Source organism: Shewanella litorisediminis (genome assembly GCF_016834455.1).
GTDB lineage: Bacteria > Pseudomonadota > Gammaproteobacteria > Enterobacterales > Shewanellaceae > Shewanella > Shewanella litorisediminis.
Window position 1 is genome coordinate 3,687,579 of the sequence record NZ_CP069213.1, and the last position, 22,208, is coordinate 3,709,786.

25 protein-coding genes are annotated in these 22,208 nt (G+C 56.5%); 16 read left to right on the plus strand and 9 right to left on the minus strand.

Annotated elements, in window-relative coordinates:
- Window positions 1–80: 80 nt before the first annotated feature.
- The 6 genes from JQC75_RS16315 to JQC75_RS16340 form a co-directional block, all read right to left on the minus strand.
- Window positions 81–3,281, minus strand: coding sequence for an efflux RND transporter permease subunit (locus tag JQC75_RS16315; protein WP_203325072.1), 3,201 nt, complete (start codon window positions 3,279–3,281; stop codon window positions 81–83).
- 141 nt (window positions 3,282–3,422) lie between these two features.
- Window positions 3,423–4,580 carry an efflux RND transporter periplasmic adaptor subunit gene (locus tag JQC75_RS16320; RefSeq protein ID WP_239002164.1) on the minus strand — a complete coding sequence of 386 codons (1,158 nt, stop codon included), beginning with the start codon at window positions 4,578–4,580 and terminating at the stop codon, window positions 3,423–3,425.
- Window positions 4,581–4,654: 74 nt separating this feature from the next.
- Complete coding sequence (locus JQC75_RS16325; protein ID WP_203325074.1) at window positions 4,655–4,822, minus strand: hypothetical protein; 168 nt, start codon at window positions 4,820–4,822, stop codon at window positions 4,655–4,657.
- Window positions 4,823–5,151: 329 nt separating this feature from the next.
- Entirely contained in the window at window positions 5,152–5,535 is a 384-nt protein-coding gene (locus JQC75_RS16330; protein WP_203325075.1) for a hypothetical protein, read from the minus strand.
- Between the two features lie 132 nt (window positions 5,536–5,667).
- A complete protein-coding gene (locus JQC75_RS16335) occupies window positions 5,668–5,844 on the minus strand; it encodes a DUF3012 domain-containing protein (RefSeq protein WP_203325076.1) in 177 nt (58 codons plus the stop codon).
- A gap of 30 nt (window positions 5,845–5,874) precedes the next feature.
- Entirely contained in the window at window positions 5,875–6,246 is a 372-nt protein-coding gene (locus JQC75_RS16340) for a SpoIIAA family protein (protein WP_203325077.1), read from the minus strand.
- A 90-nt stretch (window positions 6,247–6,336) separates the two neighbouring features.
- Here JQC75_RS16340 and arfB point away from each other — a divergent pair, with 90 nt between their 5' ends.
- The 4 genes from arfB to JQC75_RS16360 all read left to right on the plus strand — a co-directional run bounded on the left by arfB (window position 6,337) and on the right by JQC75_RS16360 (window position 9,098).
- A complete protein-coding gene (gene arfB, locus JQC75_RS16345; RefSeq protein ID WP_203325078.1) occupies window positions 6,337–6,750 on the plus strand; it encodes an alternative ribosome rescue aminoacyl-tRNA hydrolase ArfB in 414 nt (137 codons plus the stop codon).
- Between the two features lie 110 nt (window positions 6,751–6,860).
- Window positions 6,861–7,316: a type II 3-dehydroquinate dehydratase gene (gene aroQ / locus JQC75_RS16350; RefSeq protein WP_203325079.1), complete on the plus strand. Its 456-nt coding sequence runs from the start codon at window positions 6,861–6,863 to the stop codon at window positions 7,314–7,316.
- A 5-nt stretch (window positions 7,317–7,321) separates the two neighbouring features.
- Window positions 7,322–7,744 carry an acetyl-CoA carboxylase biotin carboxyl carrier protein gene (gene accB / locus JQC75_RS16355; RefSeq protein ID WP_203327257.1) on the plus strand — a complete coding sequence of 141 codons (423 nt, stop codon included), beginning with the start codon at window positions 7,322–7,324 and terminating at the stop codon, window positions 7,742–7,744.
- Complete coding sequence (locus JQC75_RS16360; protein WP_203325080.1) at window positions 7,734–9,098, plus strand: acetyl-CoA carboxylase biotin carboxylase subunit; 1,365 nt, start codon at window positions 7,734–7,736, stop codon at window positions 9,096–9,098. The genes accB and JQC75_RS16360 overlap by 11 nt, the downstream gene beginning before the upstream one ends.
- Here the strand turns inward: JQC75_RS16360 and JQC75_RS16365 are convergent.
- From JQC75_RS16365 to JQC75_RS16375, 3 genes are all read right to left on the minus strand, one after another.
- Window positions 9,066–10,106: an MJ1255/VC2487 family glycosyltransferase gene (locus JQC75_RS16365; protein ID WP_203325081.1), complete on the minus strand. Its 1,041-nt coding sequence runs from the start codon at window positions 10,104–10,106 to the stop codon at window positions 9,066–9,068. The genes JQC75_RS16360 and JQC75_RS16365 overlap by 33 nt on opposite strands.
- 19 nt (window positions 10,107–10,125) lie before the next feature.
- Window positions 10,126–10,638: a phosphatase PAP2 family protein gene (locus JQC75_RS16370; protein WP_203325082.1), complete on the minus strand. Its 513-nt coding sequence runs from the start codon at window positions 10,636–10,638 to the stop codon at window positions 10,126–10,128.
- A gap of 105 nt (window positions 10,639–10,743) precedes the next feature.
- Window positions 10,744–10,992: a YgjV family protein gene (locus JQC75_RS16375; protein ID WP_203325083.1), complete on the minus strand. Its 249-nt coding sequence runs from the start codon at window positions 10,990–10,992 to the stop codon at window positions 10,744–10,746.
- A 340-nt stretch (window positions 10,993–11,332) separates the two neighbouring features.
- Here JQC75_RS16375 and rraA point away from each other — a divergent pair, with 340 nt between their 5' ends.
- The 12 genes from rraA to hemB all read left to right on the plus strand — a co-directional run bounded on the left by rraA (window position 11,333) and on the right by hemB (window position 22,063).
- The gene (rraA, locus tag JQC75_RS16380) at window positions 11,333–11,818 is read left to right on the plus strand and encodes a ribonuclease E activity regulator RraA (protein ID WP_203325084.1); all 486 of its coding nucleotides are present in this window, start codon (window positions 11,333–11,335) and stop codon (window positions 11,816–11,818) included.
- A gap of 165 nt (window positions 11,819–11,983) precedes the next feature.
- On the plus strand, window positions 11,984–13,021 hold the full coding sequence (locus JQC75_RS16385; RefSeq protein ID WP_203325085.1) for a formimidoylglutamase: 1,038 nt from the start codon (window positions 11,984–11,986) through the stop codon (window positions 13,019–13,021).
- A 232-nt stretch (window positions 13,022–13,253) separates the two neighbouring features.
- On the plus strand, window positions 13,254–14,009 hold the full coding sequence (gene ubiE / locus JQC75_RS16390; RefSeq protein WP_203325086.1) for a bifunctional demethylmenaquinone methyltransferase/2-methoxy-6-polyprenyl-1,4-benzoquinol methylase UbiE: 756 nt from the start codon (window positions 13,254–13,256) through the stop codon (window positions 14,007–14,009).
- Window positions 14,009–14,626: a ubiquinone biosynthesis accessory factor UbiJ gene (locus JQC75_RS16395; RefSeq protein WP_203325087.1), complete on the plus strand. Its 618-nt coding sequence runs from the start codon at window positions 14,009–14,011 to the stop codon at window positions 14,624–14,626. Before ubiE ends, JQC75_RS16395 begins: the two co-directional genes overlap by 1 nt.
- Window positions 14,623–16,272, plus strand: a complete 1,650-nt coding sequence (ubiB, locus tag JQC75_RS16400) for a ubiquinone biosynthesis regulatory protein kinase UbiB (RefSeq protein ID WP_203325088.1) — start codon at window positions 14,623–14,625, stop codon at window positions 16,270–16,272. The genes JQC75_RS16395 and ubiB overlap by 4 nt, the downstream gene beginning before the upstream one ends.
- Before the next feature lie 62 nt (window positions 16,273–16,334).
- Window positions 16,335–16,568 (plus strand): Sec-independent protein translocase subunit TatA, encoded by a 234-nt coding sequence (gene tatA, locus JQC75_RS16405; protein ID WP_203325089.1) that lies wholly within the window; start codon window positions 16,335–16,337, stop codon window positions 16,566–16,568.
- A 6-nt stretch (window positions 16,569–16,574) separates the two neighbouring features.
- Window positions 16,575–16,952, plus strand: coding sequence for a Sec-independent protein translocase protein TatB (gene tatB, locus JQC75_RS16410; RefSeq protein WP_203325090.1), 378 nt, complete (start codon window positions 16,575–16,577; stop codon window positions 16,950–16,952).
- A gap of 3 nt (window positions 16,953–16,955) precedes the next feature.
- Entirely contained in the window at window positions 16,956–17,708 is a 753-nt protein-coding gene (gene tatC / locus JQC75_RS16415; RefSeq protein ID WP_203325091.1) for a twin-arginine translocase subunit TatC, read from the plus strand.
- Window positions 17,709–17,801: 93 nt separating this feature from the next.
- A complete protein-coding gene (locus JQC75_RS16420) occupies window positions 17,802–18,344 on the plus strand; it encodes a hypothetical protein (protein WP_203325092.1) in 543 nt (180 codons plus the stop codon).
- 23 nt (window positions 18,345–18,367) lie between these two features.
- Window positions 18,368–19,171 (plus strand): TatD family hydrolase, encoded by an 804-nt coding sequence (locus JQC75_RS16425; protein ID WP_203325093.1) that lies wholly within the window; start codon window positions 18,368–18,370, stop codon window positions 19,169–19,171.
- Window positions 19,164–21,038 carry a sensor domain-containing diguanylate cyclase gene (locus JQC75_RS16430; protein WP_203325094.1) on the plus strand — a complete coding sequence of 625 codons (1,875 nt, stop codon included), beginning with the start codon at window positions 19,164–19,166 and terminating at the stop codon, window positions 21,036–21,038. Before JQC75_RS16425 ends, JQC75_RS16430 begins: the two co-directional genes overlap by 8 nt.
- Window positions 21,039–21,052: 14 nt before the next feature.
- Entirely contained in the window at window positions 21,053–22,063 is a 1,011-nt protein-coding gene (gene hemB, locus JQC75_RS16435) for a porphobilinogen synthase (protein ID WP_203325095.1), read from the plus strand.
- Window positions 22,064–22,208 lie beyond the last annotated feature (145 nt).

Below are 22,208 nucleotides of genomic sequence, written 5' to 3' on the forward strand. Positions count from 1 at the left end.
GCCAAATGCTCATGGTGAAACTCGTCCACAGCGGTTACTGAGTAAAACATCAGGCTGCAGGCCACCGTGGTCAGCCAGGCTCATTCAGGCTCTTCAATCTCACGCTCATCGCGCCGGTAAAGCGCCATGTACAGGGTCGGCAACACCAGCAGCGTGAGGGCTGTCGAGCTGAACAGGCCGCCGATAATCACCACCGCCAGCGGCTGTTGAATTTCGCTGCCCACACCGCTTGAGAGCAAAATCGGAATCAGCCCCAGCGCCGAGGTCAGTGCCGTCATCAGCACCGGGCGCAGACGCGCCGCCGTGCCTTCGTACACCGCCTGGTACAGGGCTTCACCACCTGCACGGCGCTGGTTGATGGAGTCCACCAGTACCACGCCATTGAGCACGGCCACGCCAAACAGGGTGATAAAACCGATGGAGCTGGGCACCGACAGATAGGTGCCGCTGACATAGAGCGCCACCACACCGCCAATCAGCGCCAAAGGCACATTGGCCATGATGAGCCCCACTTGCTTGAGCGCGCCGAAGGAGAAGTACAGCAAGAGCGCTATCAAACCGATGGACACAGGCACCACCAGCATCAGCTTCGCCTGAGCCCGCTGCTGGTTTTCGTACTGACCGCCAACACTCACGGTATAGCCCGGCGGCAGCTTGGCCTCGGGCACCAGGGCGTAGATGTCTTTCACCACCGAGCCCATATCGCGGCCGGAGACGTTGGCCTGCACCACCACCCGGCGCTGCACATCGTCGCGGCGAATGTTGGGCGGCGCCATTTCCACCACCACATCGGCCACCTCACCCAGGCGTACCCGGGCGCCGTTGGCGCCAACCAGCAAGAGATCCGCTATGGCATCGGCGCTGGCGCGGGTGTCGGCCTTAAGGCGCACATTGATGTCGTAGCGGGCGTTGCCGTCAATCACCTGCCCGGCGGCGCTGCCACCAATGCCGGTGCTGACAAGGTTCATCACCTCATCCACGCTGATGCCGTAGCGCGCCAGACGGGCACGGTCCGGGCGCACCACCAGCTGAGCTTCACCGCTCACCTGCTCAAGCGACACATCCACGGCGCCGGGCACTTTTGACACCAGATCCGAAAGCTGCTGACCTTTTTCGGCAAGCACGTCCAAATCCGGGCCAAACAGCTTGATGGCAAGCTGGGCTTTTACGCCGGATAAGAGCTCATCCACCCGGGTGGCAATGGGCTGAGAGAAGGTAAACAGCAAGCCCGGGAACACCGACAGTTTTTCTTCCATCAGCCGCTGCAGCTCGACGCGACTGCCTGCCGACTGCCACTCATCGATGGGCTTTAGGCCGATATAGATTTCGATGTTGCTCACAGGCTCAGGGTCGCCGCCAAGCTCTGGGGCACCGATACGCGACAGGGCATATTCCACCTCGGGAAATTCCAGCAGCATGGCTTCAAGCTTGGGCGCTACCATCAGCGAGGTATCCAGGCTTGCGGTGGGTGCCAGGGTTACCCGCAGGTTGATGGTGCCTTCCTCAAGCTCGGGCACAAACTCGGTGCCAAGCCGTGGCAGCAGCGCCATGCTGAGTCCAAACAGCAGCAGTGCTGTGATACCCAGGGTTTTGGGGCGCGCCATTACGGCGCCCAGCACCCGGCGGTAGCCTTTATCGATGGGGATAAGCAGCGGGCTTTGGCGCAGATGCACGCCGTGGCGAAACAGATACACCGCCAGCGCAGGCACCACCACCAGCGCCACCATCAGTGCCGACAGCATCGCCAGAATGATGCTGACCGCCATCGGCTGGAACAGCTTGCCTTCCACTCCTTCGAGGGCAAAGAGCGGCGCAAACACCACGATGATGATGAGGGTCGCGAAGAAAATCGGGCTGCACACTTCCCGCGCCGCCTGCAAAATCCGCATGGCAATACCGCCATAGCCGCCTTCACGGTGGGCGTCTTCTTCACTGAGGCCCGGGTCGGTCGGCTGGCCATCATCAATCCGACCGTCAGGCTGGGTGAGGTGGCGGAAAATATTCTCCACCATCACCACAGAGCCATCCACCAACATACCTATGGCCACGGCAAGGCCGCCGAGGGACATCAGATTGGCCGACATGCCGAAATAAGACATCACCATCAGCGCCAGCGCGATGGCAACCGGAATCGACAAGAGCACCAGCGCGGTGGCGCGCACATTCACCAAAAACAGCGCCAGCACAGCCACAATAAACACGAAGGCCAGCAACAGGGCGTCGCGCACCGTGGTCACCGCCTTGGTCACCAGATCAGACTGGTCGTAGAACACCTCGAAGGTCACCCCATCCGGCAACGCCTGCTGAATCAGGGCGGTACGGCTGTTGATGTCATCTATGGTCGCCTTGGTGTTGGCGCCCATGCGCTTCAAAATCACCCCGGCCACCACTTCACCCAGTGGCTCAGGGCTACCGGCTTCGTCACGGCGGGTCATGGTCACGGCACCGACGCGGATTTCACTGCCAAAGGCAACCCTGGCCACATCCATAATCCGCACCGGCGTGCCCAGCCATTCTGCAAGGGGTATTTGCGCAATGGCATCAAGCCCGGCGTCACCGGCAGGCAAGAGGCCATAGCCGCGCACCACCAATTGCTCCTGGCCCTGGGCCATAAACCAGCCACCGGCGTTACGGTTATTGCCTTCCAGCGCTGTGGTCACATCGTCCAGTTTGATGCCATAAGAGAGCAGCTTGGCCGGGTCGACCTGTACCTGATACTGGCGTACCTCACCACCGAACGAGAGCACATCGGTCACGCCACCCACCGGCATCATAATGAGCTTCACCAGATAGTCGTTGAGGCTGCGAAGCTCGTCAGGGGCTATGCCCGACTCGGGCGCAGCCCGCAGAATGTACTGGTACACCTGCCCAAGGCCCGAGGTGTTGGGGCCAATCTCCGGCACGCCCACACCGTCCGGAATAGTCTCCCTTGCTGCCTGCAGCTGCTCAAACACCTGCTGGCGGGCAAAGTAGATGTCGGTGCCTTCTTCAAACACCACGGTCACAATGGAAAGCCCGGTGCGCGACAAAGAGCGCACTTCGGTCACCGAAGGCAGGGCATACATGGCCGATTCCACCGGGTAGCTGATGAGCTTTTCCACCTCTTCGGCGGCGAGCCCCTCGGCGGCGGTATTCACCTGCACCTGCACGTTGGTCACATCGGGAAAGGCATCCAGATTCAACCTCGGCAGCATCACGGCAGCAGCTGCCATGGCGGCTATCAAAAAGATGAGCACTATCAGACGGCTTCGCACCGCCTGCTCTATGAGTTTCTGTAGCATGGCTTGCCCTCTTATCAGTGGTTGTCGTTGTTCGCAAAAGGCGAATCCAGACTTGGCCCAAACGCTTGAGACATATTCCACCCACCTGGGTTTGAATAACCAATTTTATTCATGTATTTCAGCAGCATGGATCAAACCTCATCAGTGGTTGTGGATATCAAAACCAGACTTGGCCAGCTCAGAGGCCAGGAAGAAGGCACCGGACATCACCACGGCGCTGCCGGGCTCAATCCCCTTCACCAGATTCAGGCCTCGGGCACGGGATTCGATTTGCACTTCCACCGCCTCAAAACCGTCGGCGTCTTCCACAAACACCTGCCAGTCGCCATCGCTACTGCGGCTCAGGGCCGAGTCCGGCAGCACTATTCCCTGTTGGCCGCCCTGCTGATTGGCTTGCTGGGGCAAAAACAGCTCGGCAAACTCACCGGCGTGCACCTCGTGGCCGGGGTTTGCCATCGACAGCAGCACCTTTTCGGTACGGGTGATGGGGTTAAGCTCGTGGGAGCGGCCAATCACCCTGGCCTTGAGCCACTTGCCGGACACGCTCACCCGGGCATCGCTGCCCATGGCAAGGCCGCGGGACTGCATTGGCGTCAGCTCGGCCTCTACCCACAGGAAGGATTCATCGGTCAGCTGCATCAACGGCGAGCCGGCCGGCATTACCTGACCACGACTGGCCACATCCTGCTGCACCCGGCCCTGGATGGGTGCCAGCAGTTTAAAGCTGCCGATGCTGTCCGGCGCCGTTTCCAGGGCTTTGATTTGCTGAGCCGTCATCTTGATGGACTCGAGAATGGCGCGCTTAAGTTCGTAGTCCACCCGCGCCTGCAACCTGTGGGATTGACTCACGGCACTTTCGCCCATGCGGCTGATTCGGCTCCATTCGGTGGCGGCATTAATATAGTCGGCCTGGGCCTGAGCAATGGCGGCGCCACCCAGGGTGAGTAAGGGCTCACCCTGTTTTACCTCCTGCCCGGGCACCACATGGCGCTCCAACACTCTCATCTCAAGCTGCGGCGCAAGGGTAATGGTGCGGTCACGGTCCACCACCAGGCTGGCGGTAGCCACGGCGCTTAAATCAAAGCCTGTGGCCGACAGGGTTTCGACCCGAATACCGGCAAGGTCGCGCTGGGTCTGACTGAGCTTCAGCGCCTTGTCTTCGTCATGGGCGTCTTCGATTTCAACGGCGCCTTCTGCCGCGCCATGGCCATCGCCTGCCAAGGCAGGCTGCGACACAGCTAACGCAAACGTGAATGCAACCACGAACGCCAGTGCAGACAACAAGGTTTTGGCATTCATTGCAGACAAGGCGTCAGCTCCGCTGATAACTGATTTACTAAAGAAAAATGGTTTCATCGGTTGGCCTCCGCCGTCTAGGTTTCGCTGATAAAGGGCAACGTGGGTTCGGCGCTGATATCGGGCCTGGCTTTATTCGCAGCCAGCTTTGCCAGTTGCACCCCCGGATAAATCAACATCAGCGCAGCCGGCATATCGCCAGCTACAGCATGGGTGCCACCAGCCGCAAGTAAGGTCTGTTTCATACAGAGTCCTGAACGTAAAGGGACAAAGTCGGTTAACGCGCCGTCAGGGCGGTTAAGTCATGGGGAAAGAAGATGACCTTTGGCAGCAAACGCCTGAACTGAGCCGTGGCGACTCATGTGCCATAGGCCGGTTACAGGCGGTGCTTGCTGATTGCCTTTGCCACAGCCCTCTCGAACCTGATGGCGATTGCGGCAACCCGCGAAAGCGACAGCCACAACGACCAGTTGCACAAATCAGCAGGTGCGAAAAGTCACACGCAGGCCACGCAAAGCGAGACTTTATCACTCAGCAGGGCTGAGGGCGGTCTTCTTTCCTGAGATGATCAGGTTCAGACAATGGGAGGGCGGTAATCGGGGTAGCCCACTACCGAGAGGTAGTCAGACGCGTATCCGGGTGCCTGTGTGGCAAGGGGGTGATAATCGAGATTGACCAGGCCTGCGACGAGGCTTGGGTGACCGCCATGACAATGGCAATCGAGACAAATATCCAGCTGTTTCAGCTCGGTTTTTTCAACCTTGTCGTGTTGATGCGTGTCGCTGGCCACGATGTCAGGTGGGCAGGTGCATTCAATACATTCACCGATGGATGTCACCTCGGCCATAAAGGTCAGGTGGCTGTGATTGCGCGCTTCCTCATCGGCACTGCCAGTGTGCAACTGGTGCGCGCCCAGATTGGCACCTGCAAATTGCAGTACCACCACGGCCAGCAGCATCAGGCTCAGTCTGTGCAGTGTGTTGAGGGAGAAACGAATCTATTCAATCCTCGGCTGGTTAATGCGCCCAACGGAGTGCTTTGCAAAGTCAGACCGGGGACTCGTGGTTAAGTTCCCCGGTCTGACAATCTCTTACTTGAATACGCAGTGCTTGGCGTAGTCAGCGGCTTCGTTAGACGTCCAGTCACCTTTTGGCTTGTCTTCCATCTTTTTACACCAGGCTTCACTGCCCACTTCGGGGGCACAGGCGGCAAGGCCGGCAACCAGAGTCAGAGCGGCGGCGATCTTGGCCAGTGTCAGCTTATTCATTGTAGCGTCTCCTTTTAATATATTGATTTTTCAAGCTTTGATTAGCGAACGCTTTTGAATCCAGGCAATGGCTTTTGCCTTATCCTGAAGGGGAAACCAGGCGATTTCACCGGCCACAAAGGGACCGAGCAGTCGAATGGCGTTACCGACCCAATCCGGACCGCCAACAAAAACCAAGGCATCGAACGCAGGTAACTGTACCTCACCGGCGCCGGACAGGGAAGCTTGCTCCCAGCCTTCCAGCAGTACGTCGGCCTCAATATACAAGCAGACCTGACCCCAATCCTCCCGATAGCGCTTGATGGCCGGCTGCAAATGGGTGCGATAATCCTGGGCCGTAATGCGGCCGCTGGCAAAAAGACTGATTACGCCCTTAGCAATCTCGGGGATCTGGCATAACATAAAGGTTCTCCCTGGGGCTGGCTCGGCCATCTGCCGAGGTTGCCGATAATAACAAATTCCTTCAGCTCACATTAAGCCAAAACTTAGGCCATGATCACAATCTCACAGCGCGTCCAGCTGCAGGACCAGGAAATCGAATGGCAGTTCATCCGCTCCAGCGGGGCCGGTGGCCAGAACGTGAATAAAGTCTCCACCTGCGCCCAGCTTATCTTCGATATCCGAGCCTCTTCATTGCCGGAGTTTTATAAAGAAAAGCTGCTGGCCAGGAGCGATCATCGCATCACTCCAAGCGGCAAAATCATCATCAAATGCCAGGAGACCCGCAGCCAGGAAGCCAACCGCGAAACCGCGCTGGCGCAATTTATCAGTCTGGTGCAGTCGGTCAATCAGGTACAGAAAAAACGTATTCCCACCAAGGCCACCCGTGCCAGCCAGCAGCGCCGGGTGGATACCAAAAAGCAGCGCGCCTCCACCAAGGCCATGCGTGGCAAGGTCAGTTACTGAGAAACGCTTTCCTGCCTGCTTAAGATTAATTGCATTGAAAATGCAGGCAAGTTTGGCGATATTGGGCCTTATTGAGTTCAACATGTCGATAACTGACAAAAAGGATACCCATGACTGCCAACCAAACTGTTCCCAAGGTATTGCTGATAAACGGCCCCAACCTGAATTTATTGGGAAGGCGCGAGCCGGGTGTGTATGGCAGCCAGACCCTGGCACAAATCGTCGCCGGATTGGAATCACAGGCAAGCGCACTTGGCGTGGCGCTCGAGCATATCCAGTCCAATGCCGAGCATGTGCTGATTGACGCCATCCACAACACGGATGCGGATTTTGTGATTATTAATCCCGCCGCCTTTACCCACACCAGTGTGGCCCTGCGGGATGCCCTGCTCGGGGTCGCCCTGCCCTTTATCGAGGTGCATCTGTCCAACGTCCATGCCCGTGAGCCCTTCCGTCATCATTCGTATTTTTCAGATAAGGCCGTTGGCGTGATTCTGGGGCTGGGCCCCAAAGGCTACTCGCTGGCACTCGCAGCGGCAGCCGAAAGGCTCAAAGGGAGCAACTGATGGCCATGGATCTGCGAAAAATCAAAAAGCTGATTGAACTGGTGCAGGAGTCCGGCATCAATGAGCTTGAAGTTAAAGAAGGCGAAGAGTCGGTACGCATCATTCGCCACGGCAATCTTCCGCCCCAGGTGACCGAGGCAGAGACAGGCACCAAGGCTGCCAGCGCTCCGCTTGCACAGGAGGCAGGCCACCGAGTGCTATCCCCCATGGTGGGCACCTTTTATCGCGCTCCCAGCAGCGAAGCCCGCCCCTTCGTGGAACTGGGCACTGAGGTCGCCGTGGGCGACACGCTTGCAGTGATTGAAGCCATGAAAATGATGAATCAAATCGCCGCCGACCGCGCCGGAACTGTCAAAGCCATTCTGGTGGATAATGGGACAGCAGTGGAATTTGACCAACCCCTGTTTGTGATTGGTGATGCCGACTAAAGCCCGCTTTGAACGGGTACTGGTGGCCAATCGCGGTGAAATCGCGGTGCGTATTATCCGTGCCTGCCACCAACTGGGGCTGGAAACCGTTGCCATCTATTCAAGCGCCGACAAGGGCGCGCTGCATACCTTGCTGGCAAGTCGCAGCCTCTGCATAGGTCCGGCGACAGCCAAAGACAGCTACCTCAATATCAACGCCATACTGGAGGCTGCCAAACTCGCGGCTGCCGATGCCATACATCCGGGTTATGGCTTTCTGGCCGAACGGGCCGAGTTTGCCAGGGCAGTCACGGAGGCGGGCCTCGTCTTTTTGGGGCCGGATGCCGACACCATAGCCACCATGGGCGACAAGGTCAGGGCCATTGAAGCCATGAAGGACGTGGGTATACCCACTCTGCCGGGATCAGATGGCGCGCTGGACGACGATATGGCCAAGATTGGGGCGCTCGCCTCCGATATCGGTTATCCGGTTCTAATCAAGGCCAGCGCCGGAGGCGGTGGCCGCGGCATGCGCCGTGTCGACTCGGCAGAGGAGCTGGCTGCGGCCATTGCCCTTACCCGCAGTGAGGCGCTGTCTGCCTTTGGCGACGATACCCTGTATCTGGAGAAATTCCTCACCCATCCCCGCCATATCGAATTTCAAATGCTGGCTGATGGCGAAGCTGCGCTGTGTCTGGGTGAGCGCGACTGCTCAGCCCAGCGCCGCCATCAAAAGCTGATTGAAGAAGCCCCGGCGCTTGGAATTGCCCGAGAGCAAATCCGGGAGATGGCCAATATCTGTGAGGCGGCCTGTCGACGCCTGGGTTATAGAGGAGTGGGCACCTTTGAGTTTCTCTATCAGGATGGCGCCTTTTTCTTTATCGAAATGAACACGCGCATACAGGTGGAGCACACTGTCACCGAGATGGTGACCGGACTGGATCTGGTTGCATGGCAACTCAAGGTGGCACTTGGCCAGGCTCTGCCCCCTAAACCCCAGATACAGGGTCATGCCATCGAGTGTCGCATCAATGCCGAAGACCCACACAGCCAGTTGCCTTCACCGGGTTTGGTTACCCAGCTCAAGGTGCCAGGGGGGCCTGGGGTGCGCTGGGATTCTTATCTTTTCCCCGGAGCAAGGGTGCCTGCCTTTTACGATTCATTGGTGGGTAAACTCATCTGCCATGGTGCCACCCGCGAAGAGGCCATAGCGCGCCTGCGCCAGGCACTGACAGAGCTCGAAATTCAGGGGATCGCCATCAATAGCTCTCTGCATCTGCAACTCATCGCCTGCGAAGCCTTTCAGCCCTGGCAGCGGGACATTCATTTTGTTGATGCTCTCTCAGCGCCAGGTATCGGGCAGACGAACCTGTGACCACAAGAGTTCGCTGAGCCCATCGCCCCTGTGCCATTCTCCCTGTTCAATCCATTTCACCAGCTCATCTCCCACGGCAGGATAACGCACAGGCTCAGGACTGGCCGACTTCAGCCAGGAGCGCATGGCGTCGCGGCTTAAGTACATCATGCTGTGGGCCGCGCCCAAAAGCTGCAACGCCGCCACGTTTGAAAGCTGTTCAAACTGCCCCAGCAGCGGCTTTACCAGCAGTTTTTTTCCCAGCGTCAGTGCTTCGCTGGCAAGTTCAAATCCGGCATTGGCCACCACACCACCGGCCTCTGCCAGGTGCTTACGAAACCCCTCACGACAGAAGCCATGCCACTGAATATGCTCGGGCGCTGCGCCGCTGGGTGACTGAGCGTGGTAGACCAAAAATCGATAGTTATCGAAGGGGCGCAGGAAGTCGATGATGTCGTCCGGGGCCTCAAAGGGCAGATACACCAGGATATCGTGGCCATGCTCTTCGCTGACCTCTCCCACGTCTACAAAGGGTGGCAGCAGCGGAAAGCCAAAATGATGCCAGTGGCAGCCAAGCGCCACATCCACGGGAGCAAAGTATTCCAATAAGCGCTCGTTAAACCAGGTATTGCCCATCTTGGGTACATCAAAGCGCAGCGCCGCCTGATGGCTGATGCCAATGCAGGGTACCTTTTGCCGCCGGGCCGCCCAGGCACTCACGGGGTCAAAATCGTTGAGCACCAGGTCGTAAGACGAGAGGTCGAGGGCACGAATATCCTGCCACCAGCGGCAACTGAGATTGTGACGCACCGTGTCCACCGGGCTGATACGCCCGGCCCGGCTCAGAAAGGTCAGCCCGGTGGCGACCCGGTAATCGCCGAATACATCCATATCAAAAAACTGCGACCTGGGTCTGCCGCTGAATAAATAGTCCACCTCGGCACCGCGCTCGGCAAGGGCCCTTGCCATCACCCTCGCCCGGCTCAAATGGCCATTACCCGTCCCCTGCACTCCGTACAGTATTTTCATGTTTTCAATGACATCCTTATCAAATGAATTTGTCTGCCCAGACCACAGACAGGCTGCCAAGTGCAGCGCCGGCCAGAATATCCATGGGGTAATGTACCCCCAGCGCCACCCGGGACAGGCCAATCAGGCTCGCCCAAAGGTACAGGGGCAGTATGGCGGCGGGATAGATGCTGCCGATGGCACCGGCCATCACGAAGGCGGCAGCCGTATGACCGGATGGCAGGCTGAACTTGTCCGAAGGCTCAAAGCTGCAACCCAGACCTATGGCGCTGTGGCAAGGACGAGTACGGCGAATGCTGTTTTTCAGCAGCAGGTACAGGGGCAGCTCAAGCAAAAAAGCGGCCAGCGCCAGGCGCAGCAGCTCTTCTCCCCGGCTGTCGAACAGCATCAGGGCAACGCAAAGGTAGATATAGAGGGGGCCATCACCGGATGCAGATACCAGCAAGGCCGGTTTGTTCAACCCGTGCTCACGGGCTCCATCGACGATGAGCAGATAACTGCATCTGTCAAACTCGGCAAGGCGTGCCAGCATCCAGCGTCCTCAGGATTTAACCAGGATGTCTCGAATGCTAGCTGGGGTGCGTGACGGGCAGGTGACACCCACCCGACACTTTTATGACATTCGCCGGGGCGAAACTCAGGCTACAACGGGCTTTTGCGTCTTGGCGCGGTAAATCTTGAAGAGATGGTAAATGTTGATACAGGCAACGAAAGCGTTCATGCCCGCCACCGGCCAGGCCGTGATGGCAACACCGTAGGCAACAAACAGGCTGCAGCCGACGAAGTTCAGCCATCTTAGCCAGATAATATCTTTCATCATCAGCGAGATAGCGACCATCACCGAGGCCATGTAGCCGACGATTTCAGTCATGTTCAAAGCTTCCATAAAGGCACCTCGATATAAGGCCCTCTGCCTTCCCTGAGCTTAATGGGGGGTCCGTGCCCCTAAAGCGATTTGTTAATTGAAACTGGAGTGAGACTGGGGACTATAGTAACAAAAGCCACCACAGAGCTGTAATAAAAAACCGTCATATGATGACAAAAGTCAAAATATTGCGCCATAAAGATTGGAAGTGATGAAATTAAACTACATAAGTGACTGGAGAGTGAGGCTCGCCAATACCGTGATTGATAACACTTTTCTTTTCAAGATTCCCTTATATACTGGCCTAAGTTCAGTGTAGAGCTGCCTAACAGCCTGATTTAGGGCGAAACAGGAGATGACTATGGAATACAACACCTCAGAATTATGTGACATGTTTCTGGACGTCGTGGATGTGGTAGAGCCCATGTTCAGTAATTACGGTGGTGTTAGCTCATTCGGAGGCGCCATCAGCACAGTCAAGTGTTTCGAAGACAATGGGCTGATTGCCGATGTGCTGGCTGAAGAAGGGGAAGGACGTGTCTTGTTGGTCGATGGCGGTGGCTCCCTGCGCCGTGCTCTGATTGATGCTGCCGTGGCTGAAATCGGCGTCAACAATGGCTGGGAAGGCATTATCGTCTACGGCAGCGTCCGCGATGTGGATGCCCTGGAAGAGCTGGATATTGGTATCCAGGCACTGGCCTCCATTCCCGTGGGCGCCGATAACAACGGCATAGGCGAAATCGATATACCGGTGAACTTTGGCGGCGTCTCTTTCCTGCCCGGCGACCACATTTATGCCGACAGTACCGGCATTATTCTATCGCCCGAACCTCTGGATATCGAGTAACGCGCGTTATTTCTGATTCAGCAAAAAGCCGGCCAGTGGCCGGCTTTTTCATGCCACAAGAGACAGACTGGATCGCGCTTCCACGCGCCTTTGGCTGCTTTCCCGTTGCCTTTTTCCCGGCCTTTGCCACAATAACCATCAAACAATCCAAAGAATCCAAACCCTATGCAGCACCTTATCGTTTTTTCTGCCAAAGACATGATCCCCATCCTCGGCAAACGCCCCGGAGAAACCCGTCTTGGAAACCACTTTTTGCTGCCCGAAGGGCCAACCCTTGCCGCCACCCTTGAGTCGGCCAAGGCAAACGGCGCCCGATTTGCACTCCTTGGCGTGGGAGAAGATGCCGGCCCCCGTGCTAACCTGGGCCGCGGCGGCGCAACCAATGCCTTTGAGGCCATGCTCAAATACCTGGTTAACCTGCAATCCAATCGTTTCTATCGTGGCGATGACTGCCTGCTCCTTGGCCAGCTGGACTTTGGCGATCTGCTGCCCGGGGAAGATGCCGATGTAGACAGCCTCAGAGCAGCCGTTGCCGCCATGGATGAGCGGGTCATCGAAGTGGCCACGGCCATTATGGAGGCCGGACTCGAACCCATAGTCATAGGCGGCGGCCATAACAATGCTTTTGGTTTGTTGATGTCGGTGAAAAACGCCTTCGGCCGCCCGGCCGCCGCGGTAAACCTGGATCCCCACTCGGATTTCCGACTGCGGGAAGGACGCCACAGTGGCAACGGCTTCAGCTACGCCGCAGCAAGTGGTGCGCTGGATTTTTACCATGTACTGGGTCTGCATGAGCTGAAAAACAGCGAGGCCAATCTCGAGCAACTGGCCACCTTTGGTGGCAGCTGGCACACGCTGCAGCAAATCTGGGTTCGGGGTGAGCTGAGCCTGGATGACGCCCTTAAGCAAATCGGCAAAAACCTGCGGGCCACCGGACTGCCGGTGGCATTGGAGCTGGATGTGGATGCCATTGCCAATATGCCATCGAGCGCCATGACAGCCGCCGGGGTCCCGCTGCTGGATGCGGCCAGGTACATCAGCCATATCGCCCGCCACTGTGATTGCGCCTATCTGCACCTGGCCGAGGCAGCTCCTTCCTGCCACGATACCGGCGAAGACGCAGGCCTGCGTGAAACGGGGCAGAGCCTCACCGAACTGGTTTACGCCTATATTCGTGGCCGCCATTTGGCTCTCGGCGCCTGAGTCCTGACATCCAAAGCGCTGGTTTCAGCGCTATTCATTAAATTCGCATATTGTGGTCTAATGCGCAGTCATTGCGCGTACGCCAAAATCCTACCGGGCTCACAAGCTTGACATTCCATGGGTCACTGGATAGGCACTGGATCACAAAGCTGGCGGCTCAAGGATTCAGCTGAAGTGCTGCTTTAGCGTACACTCGCGTTTAAACAGTTTGGGAAACAATAGGAAAGAGCAGATGTCCGACGGCACATCAAATAGTACTCACTTTGGTTTCAAGACAGTCGAAGCCGATAAAAAGGCAGATCTGGTTGCCGGTGTATTTCACTCGGTGGCAGCCAAGTACGACATCATGAACGATGTGATGTCTTTCGGGATCCACCGCCTGTGGAAACGATTCACCATCGAGACTGCGGGCGCGCGCCCCGGCATGAAGGTACTGGATCTGGCCGGTGGCACCGGGGATCTGACTGCCAAGTTTTCCCGTTTGGTGGGTGACCGCGGTGAAGTGGTTCTGGCCGACATCAACGACTCCATGCTGAAAGTGGGCCGCGCCAAACTCAGAGATCTGGGTGTGGTGGGTAACGTCAGCTATGTGCAGGCCAACGCCGAGGCACTGCCGTTTCCTGACAACCATTTCGACATTATTACCATTGCCTTTGGCCTGCGTAACGTCACCGACAAGGACGCCGCGCTGCGCTCCATGCAGCGGGTGCTCAAGCCCGGTGGCAAGCTGCTGGTGCTGGAATTTTCCAAACCCCAGCACGAGGTGATGCGCAAACTATACGACCTCTACAGCTTTAAGATTCTGCCCAAAATGGGGGAACTTATTGCCCAGGATGCCGGTAGCTACGAGTACCTGGCCGAATCCATCCGCATGCACCCGGATCAGGACACCCTCAAGGGCATGATGCAAGACGCAGGCCTCGAACAGGTGGACTACATCAATATGACCGACGGCGTGGTTGCGCTGCACCGGGGTTACAAATTCTGATGGTCAAGCGGGAGCTGGCACTGATTCTTTGCGGCGCCGTGGAACTCGGCTTTGAAAAACTATTGGCCCAAACGGGTGTCAGCCCCAGACAGTACGGCCTCTATGGCAAACGTATCGCCATCACCCTGTCTGAGCTGCCTTTTGCCCTGCACCTGATTTTCGATGACAGTGTTACTGTACTCAGCCGGGATGAAGCGCAGGCCGATGTGTCTGTCAAAGCTTCAATATCTGCGCTCTATGCCCTCAGTCAGGGCGAAAGCCTGAGCCTGCTCATCAAGAGCGATCGCCTCGATATCGATGGCGATTTAAACGTGCTCCAGGGTTTCAGCCGCCTGCTCAAAGAGCAGCAGTTTGATATTGGCGAGCCCCTGTCACGCTATATCGGCGATGGCCCTGCCCACATGTTGCAATCGGGCGGACGCAAACTCGGACAGGAACTGCAGCGCGTGGGCCACAAAACCCTCAGTCATCTCGCACAGCTTTCCACCGAAGAGTATAAGCTCGCGCCACATCGTATTGATTTTATTCATCTCAAGGACAATATTGACACCCTGGTTCAGGCCGTAGACGCCATGGAACACAGAGTCAATCAGTTAAGGGACCGCCTCACACCATGACCTTCGCCAGTCTTCGCCGTGGATATCAGGTGATTCGGACACTGCTCCACTATGGCCTGGATGACGTACTGCCACCCACCCTGCTTCCTGGGTATTTCAAACTGCTGCGTCTGTGCCTGTTCTGGGTACGCAACCGCCATAAAGACAAGTGCGGCGGTGAGCGACTCAAACTCGCCATGCAGGAACTTGGGCCTGTGTACATCAAGTTTGGCCAGATGCTCTCCACCCGTCGCGATCTGCTGAGTGACGAATGGGCGGATGAATTGTCTATGTTGCAGGACAGGGTGCCACCTTTTGATTCTGCATTGGCACGTGAGGCCATCGAGGCCGAACTTAAAGCCCCCATCGACAGCCTGTTTGATGATTTCGACGATACCCCACTGGCTTCGGCGTCCATCTCTCAGGTGCATACTGCCACCCTCAAGTCCAATGGTCAGCAGGTCGTGCTCAAGGTGCTGCGCCCCAATGTGGAGGCCAACATCAAGGCCGATCTGGATCTGATGCTGCAGGTGGCCACCTGGGTCAATCGCTTGCTGGGCGAAGGCAATCGCCTGCGGCCGGTGGAAGTGGTGCAAGACTACCAAAACACCATTCTGGGCGAACTTAACCTCAAACTCGAGGCGCTCAATGCCATCAAGCTGAGGAATAACTTTCTCGACTCAGACGCGCTCTACATCCCCTACGTGTATGAAGAGCTGTGCCATCCCAGACTCATGGTGATGGAACGCATCGACGGCATCCCGGTATCAGACGTAGAGTCCCTCAATGCCCAGGGCACCAACCTGAAGCTGCTGGCCGAGCGTGGCGTGGAGCTGTTTTTCACCCAGGTATTCCGCGATAACTTTTTCCATGCCGATATGCACCCCGGCAACATCTTTATCAGCCGCGAACACCCTGAGAATCCATTCTACATCGGGCTCGACTGCGGCATTATGGGGAGCCTGAATGAAGAGGATAAGCGCTATCTGGCGGAAAACTTCCTCGCCTTTTTCAACCGGGATTATCATCGCATCGCCCAGCTGTATGTAGAATCGGGTTGGGTTTCAGCCGATACCGACATCCTGGCTTTCGAGCAGGCGGTCAAGCTGGTGTGCGAGCCCATGTTCAATAAGCCACTGAATGAAATCTCCTTTGGCCATGTGCTGCTGGAGCTGTTTCGCACCGCGCGGCGCTTCGATATCGTGGTTCAGCCGCAACTGGTACTGCTGGAAAAAACCCTGCTGTATATCGAAGGTCTGGGCCGCCAGCTCTATCCTCAGCTGGATTTATGGCAAACCGCCAAGCCCTTTTTGGAGCGCTGGATGGCAGAACAGGTGGGGCCCAAAGCGATATTCAAAAAAGTGCAAACAAATTTGCCCTTCTGGTCTGATAAACTCCCGGAGTTTCCTGAACTTATTTATGACAATCTCAAGCTTGGCCGCAAGCTTCTGGGCAGTCAGCAACAGATGCTCGACAGGTATCTCAAGTATCAGCAAAAGGCGCACAAGAGCAACTTCCTGCTTATCACCTCTGCTGTTTTGTTGATCTGCGGCACTATTTTGTTTGCCCAAACAGATACACTGTGGCTCGCATCTGCTTGTCTTGGTTCCGGCGCACTGGTTTGGGGAGCCGGATGGAGATCCAGACCAAAGAATCGCAAATTTTAGCTAGCACTAAATAATCACAGGTTCATAATAGAACCACTTAATTTTGTAGAGAGGAATCCTTCATGGGTGGTATCAGTATTTGGCAATTGCTCATCATCGCACTTATCGTGGTTCTGCTGTTTGGTACCAAGAAGTTGCGTTCTCTGGGTGGCGACCTCGGTGGCGCTATCAAGGGATTCAAAAACGCCATGTCTGATGAAGAAAAAAAGGCATTGGAAGACAAAGAAGCCTCTGCTCAAACCACACAACAGGCAACTGAAAAGAAGCCTGAGGCCGACAAGAAAGAACAGGCGTAATTCCTTATGTTTGACGGTATCGGCTTTATGGAGCTTCTGCTCATCGCCATCATAGGTTTGGTGGTGCTTGGGCCGGAGAGATTACCTGTTGCAGTGCGTACCGTGTCCGGCTGGATCCGGGCCATGAAACGCATGGCCAATTCGGTCAAAGACGAACTGGAACAGGAATTGAAGATAGAGCAGTTACATGCCGATCTGAAAAAGGCCGAAAGCAAGGGGCTTTCCAATCTGTCGCCAGAGCTGCAGGAATCAATCGACCAGCTCAAGCAGGCCGCACAGGAGGTTAACCGCCCCTATCAGGTCAGCGAGCCAACCCCGGAAACACCGGCGGCGACCGAAGCGACCAAAGATCCAGGCGTCGAGCCCCCTAAAGCCAACGGATAATTCATGTCGTCACATCAACAACCTCTGATCAGCCACCTGCTTGAGCTGCGCACCATACTGCTCAAGTGTATTGCCGGTGTCATGCTGGTATTTGTTGCTTTGGTCTATTGGGCCAACGATATCTACCACTACATGGCCATCCCTCTGATGCAGGCACTGCCAGAAAGCTCAAGCATGATTGCCACCGATGTGGCCGCGCCCTTCTTTGCGCCCTTCAAGCTGACCTTGGTGCTGTCGTTTTTCATCGCCGTGCCCTATGTGCTTTATCAAATCTGGTCATTTGTGGCTCCGGGGCTCTATAAACACGAAAAGCGCCTGGTGGTCCCTCTGCTTGTCAGCAGTACCTTGCTGTTTTATCTGGGTATTGCCTTTGCCTACTTCGTGGTGTTCCCCGTGGTATTCGGCTTTTTCACCAGTGTCGCCCCGGAAGGGGTCACGGTGGCAACTGACATCAGCAGCTACCTGAATTTTATTCTGAAACTCTTTTTTGCCTTTGGTTTGTCCTTTGAGATCCCCATTGCCGTGGTGCTGCTGTGTTGGGCGGGGGTAACCAGTGTCGAAGACCTCAAGGCAAAACGCCCCTATATTGTGGTTTCCGCCTTTATTATCGGAATGCTGCTGACGCCGCCGGACGTGATTTCACAAACCATGTTGGCCATTCCCATGCTGTTGCTGTTCGAAGGCGGATTGCTTGCGGCCCGCTTTTACAGTAAAAAGAGCGAAGACGAACAAGAAGAACAACCACACGCCGATTGAACGATTGGCCTGTGACCGTGTTTTATCGGCCTGTCCCGTCTGGGTTGGGCCGATTTTGTTATTAATGCCAAGGTAGAAATACAAGGAATAATTATGCGCAGCTTTTGGCTTCTGGCCCTCGGCCTGACTTCTCTCTCTGCATCCGCGTCCGTTGAACAAGGTCTGGCCCAGTGTGCTGCGGTTCAGGACAAGCTCGACCGTCTTATCTGTTATGACAAACTGGCCGAAAGCGTGGCCAGCAACCCTGCTGCCGCAACAGTTACCCAGCCTCAGGCTGGCGCGCCAGCGGCCGTGGTAGCCGCGACGCCGGCTGCAACAGCAGTGAGCGCCGCCCCTGTTGCTCCTGTTGCCCCTGTGTCTCAACCCGCCCCGGCTATGGAAGATAGTTTTGGCAAGGTGAAAAAGACCGAGGCAGAACCTGAGCGTATTGAACTGGTGATTTCCGCACTGGAAACCGATGCCTATAACAACCTCAAGATAAGCTTTACCAATGGCCAGGTGTGGAAACAAACCGACGGTCGCAAATTCAAGCTGAAAACCGGTGAAAACGTCTACATCGAAAAAGGTGCCCTTGGCGCTTTCTATCTGGGCCTTGAGAGCCGCAACACCACCATCAGGGTAAAACGTCTTAAGTAACTATCTCATTACCTTAAGTGAATATGCCCCGTTACCTGGACATTGCCGTCAACCTGATAGGCAGTGCGCTCGAGAGCGATATTGAAGCTGTGATTGCCGGCGCTGATGCCGCCGGCGTATCACCGCTTATCGTCATTGGCAGCAGCCTCGAAGAGAGCGAGGCGGTTTTGGCCGCCTGCCAGCGTTTCCCCGGCAAGCTTTATGGCACGGCCGGAGTGCATCCCCATCACGCCTCAACCTGGCATCAGCAAAGCACGGCACTGCAGCGCCAACTGTGCGGTGACAGCGCCATAGTCGCCGTGGGTGAGTGTGGCCTCGACTATAACCGCGATTTTTCTCCCCGCCCCAAACAGCGTGAAGCCTTTGCGGCCCAGCTGGCGCTTGCCTGTGAGCTGGGAAAGCCTGTATTGATGCACGAGCGCGATGCCCACGATGACTTTATCGCCATTGTGAGAGAGCATTGCAGCCAGCTCGGCGGCGCCTTGCTGCACTGCTTTACCGGCACCGCCGTCCAGATGGAAGCCTACATAGAACTTGGGCTTCACCTGGGTATCACTGGCTGGGTCTGCGATGAGCGCCGGGGCCTGGAGCTGGCCGAACTGGTGAAAGACATCCCCATCGAGCGGCTACTGATTGAGACCGACAGCCCTTATCTGCTGCCAAGGTCGATGCGCCCCAAACCCAAGTCAGGCAAAAACCTGCCACAGTACCTGCCCTATATTGCCAACGAAATTGCTCGCCTCAGAGGGGAAGACCCCGGTGACTTTGCCCGGCAGGTGTACGACAACAGCCTGGCGTTCTTTGGTCTGGACAGGGCCCATGGGTAGACTCCTGCTGTTGTTACTCGCCCTGGGATACAGCCTGCTGGTACAGGCTGCGGGCCCATCATTGGTCTACACCGAAGAGGCCGGCGAAGTAATAGATCTCACCCCCTGGGTGAGCGAGTTTCAGGCCAGAGAACTTCTTGATTACCGAAAACTTCCGCCCCAGAATGACCCGCGCTGGCACCAACTTCCCAAACAGGGCATCCGCGGCATGGGCGCCCAAAACCGCTGGTTGCGCTTCGATATTGATGTCAGAACCCATCCGGGCAGCCGGGTACTGAGCATCAACAACCCGCTGCTGGATAACCTGCGGATCTACCATCTGGTCAATGGCAACCTGATGGACGAGCACCATTTTGGCGACAGTCTGCCATTCGATGAGCGTCTGCTGCAAAGCACTCAATTTCTTTATCCGCTGCAATTACGCCCCTGGGAACATCACACCCTGCTGCTGCGTGTAGATACCGAGGGCAGCCCCCATGTTCCCCTGAAACTCGTGACGCCCGGCCATCTGAGCCAGATGCTGGAAAGCCGTAATCTGAGCCAGGGTTTCCAGCTTGGGATCCTGACCGCTATCGGCCTGTTCAGCCTGTTCGTGGCACTGGCCTCCGGCTCCTTCAGCTACAGCTATTACGCCGCCTACGTGCTGTCCATGACCCTGCTGGTTGCCTCCTTGCAAGGGGTCGCATTTCGCTATCTTTGGCCGCAGCTGCCCGCCATGCAGGCCTGGGTTATCCCCTTTCTGCTGCCGCTGGTGATGTGTTTTGCACTCATGTTTGCCGAAAAGGTGCTGCAACTTAAGTACCTGAATATCCGAATGCTGCGCATTTGCCGCTTCAGCGCCGCCTTCAGCCTGTTTTTGGCGCTGCTATCGCCCTTTGTCAGCTATAACCTGGCTGTGTATTGCGACATAGTGGCCCTGCTGGGCATTGCCGTGGTACTGCTCGCCTTCGCCCTGGTGCAGGCCCTTCGAGGCCAAAAGCTCGCCCGGCTGTATTTCATCGGTTGGATAGTGCTGCTGGCCAGCGTCATTGTGAGCAGCCTGATTTATCTTGGCGTCATCCAAACCTCGCTGGACCCACTCAGTCCTGCCATGGCCGGGGTGACCTTTGAGATTGTGTTTATGTCACTGGTGCTGGCCATTCGCTACAGTGATGAGCGCAAGGCCAAACAGCGCATTCAGCAGGAGGCGTTGGAACAGGCCAAACGCATCCGCGAAGCCCGGGAAGAAGCCCTCAAGACTGAAGCAGAATCAAACGAACGCCTGGAAGAAATGGTGCAGGAACGTACTCTGGAGCTTGAAATCGCCCTGCGAGAGCTTAACGAGGTGAATCAAAAGCTCACCGAGCAAACCACCATCGACAGTCTCACCGGGGTAAGAAATCGCGCGGCATTCAACAAACGCTTACAGGCCGAAGGTCGGATAAGCAGACGCCAGCAAACGCCTATGGCACTCTTGATGCTGGACATAGATCATTTCAAGAATATCAACGACAAGTACGGCCACCTTGCCGGCGATCACACCCTGAAAATCATAGCAGACACCCTGAGTACACAGCTGAGGCGCCCAACGGATCTCGTGTCACGTTTTGGGGGGGAAGAGTTTGCTATCATACTGCCATCCACCGATGCCGAAGGGGCTGTGGCCGTCGCCGAGCATATCCGCGAAGCAGTAGAGCAGCTCACCATCGAGTGGGAACAATTTGAGATCCCGCTGACCGTGAGCATAGGTGTCAGCAGCAATATTATTGAGAGCGACGAGCATCCGCTGCAACTGCTGGAGCAGGCGGACAAGGCGCTCTATCAGGCCAAACACGACGGCCGTAACAGGGTGAGCCTCTTTCAGGACATGCCCGTTCCCCATTCATAGCCCAGGAGACGATAGTGAACATCATCACCAGTGCCTTCCCACAACGCAGAATGCGCCGTATGCGCAAACACGAGTTCAGCCGTCGCCTGATGGCCGAAAACACCCTGACGGTCAATGACCTGATTTATCCCATGTTTGTGCTCGAAGGTAATCACCGCACCGAGCAGGTGGCCTCCATGCCCGGCATCGAGCGCTACAGTATCGATCTGCTGCTCAAAGAAGCGGAAGAACTGGTCAAACTGGGTATTCCGCTGATTGCCCTCTTCCCCGTGACCCCGGCGGAAAAGAAAACCCTGCTGGCGGAAGAAGCTTACAATCCGGATGGCCTGGCACAGCGTGCCGTGCGTGCGCTCAAGCGCGAGTTCCCTCAGCTGGGTGTAATGACCGATGTGGCACTGGATCCCTTCACGACTCACGGTCAGGACGGCATCATCGATGATACCGGCTACATAGTAAACGACATCACCACCGACATTCTGGTGAAACAGGCTCTGTCCCACGCCGAAGCTGGTGCCGACATTGTGGCCCCGTCTGACATGATGGATGGCCGTATCGGTGCTATCCGCGCGGCGCTCGAAGCGGCTGGCCACGTGAATACCCAAATCATGGCCTACTCGGCCAAGTATTCATCCAACTACTATGGCCCCTTCCGCGACGCCGTCGGCTCCGCCGGCAACCTCAAGGGTGGCAACAAGCACAGCTACCAGATGGACCCGGCCAACAGCGATGAAGCCCTCCATGAAGTGGCACTGGACATTCAGGAAGGTGCTGACATGGTGATGGTGAAGCCAGGTATGCCCTATCTGGATATAGTGCACAGGGTGAAAACCGAACTGGCAGTGCCCACCTTCGCCTATCAGGTCAGTGGTGAATACGCCATGCACATGGCAGCCATTCAAAACGGCTGGCTGGCCGAAAAAGCCATTGTGATGGAGTCACTGCTGTGCTTCAAGCGCGCCGGTGCCGATGGCATTCTGACTTACTTTGCCAAGCGTGCCGCCCAGTGGCTTAACGAGCAGAAGTAACCCTCTGTCTCCAGCCAAAAGCCACCCCGCGGGTGGCTTTTTTGTTTTCAGCACAAAAGGTGATCCAGCCCAAAGCCTCGGACACCCGTACTTCCCTTGTGCTCACAACCATGGTTGGATAACCCCATAATGCGCGGCCAGGTTG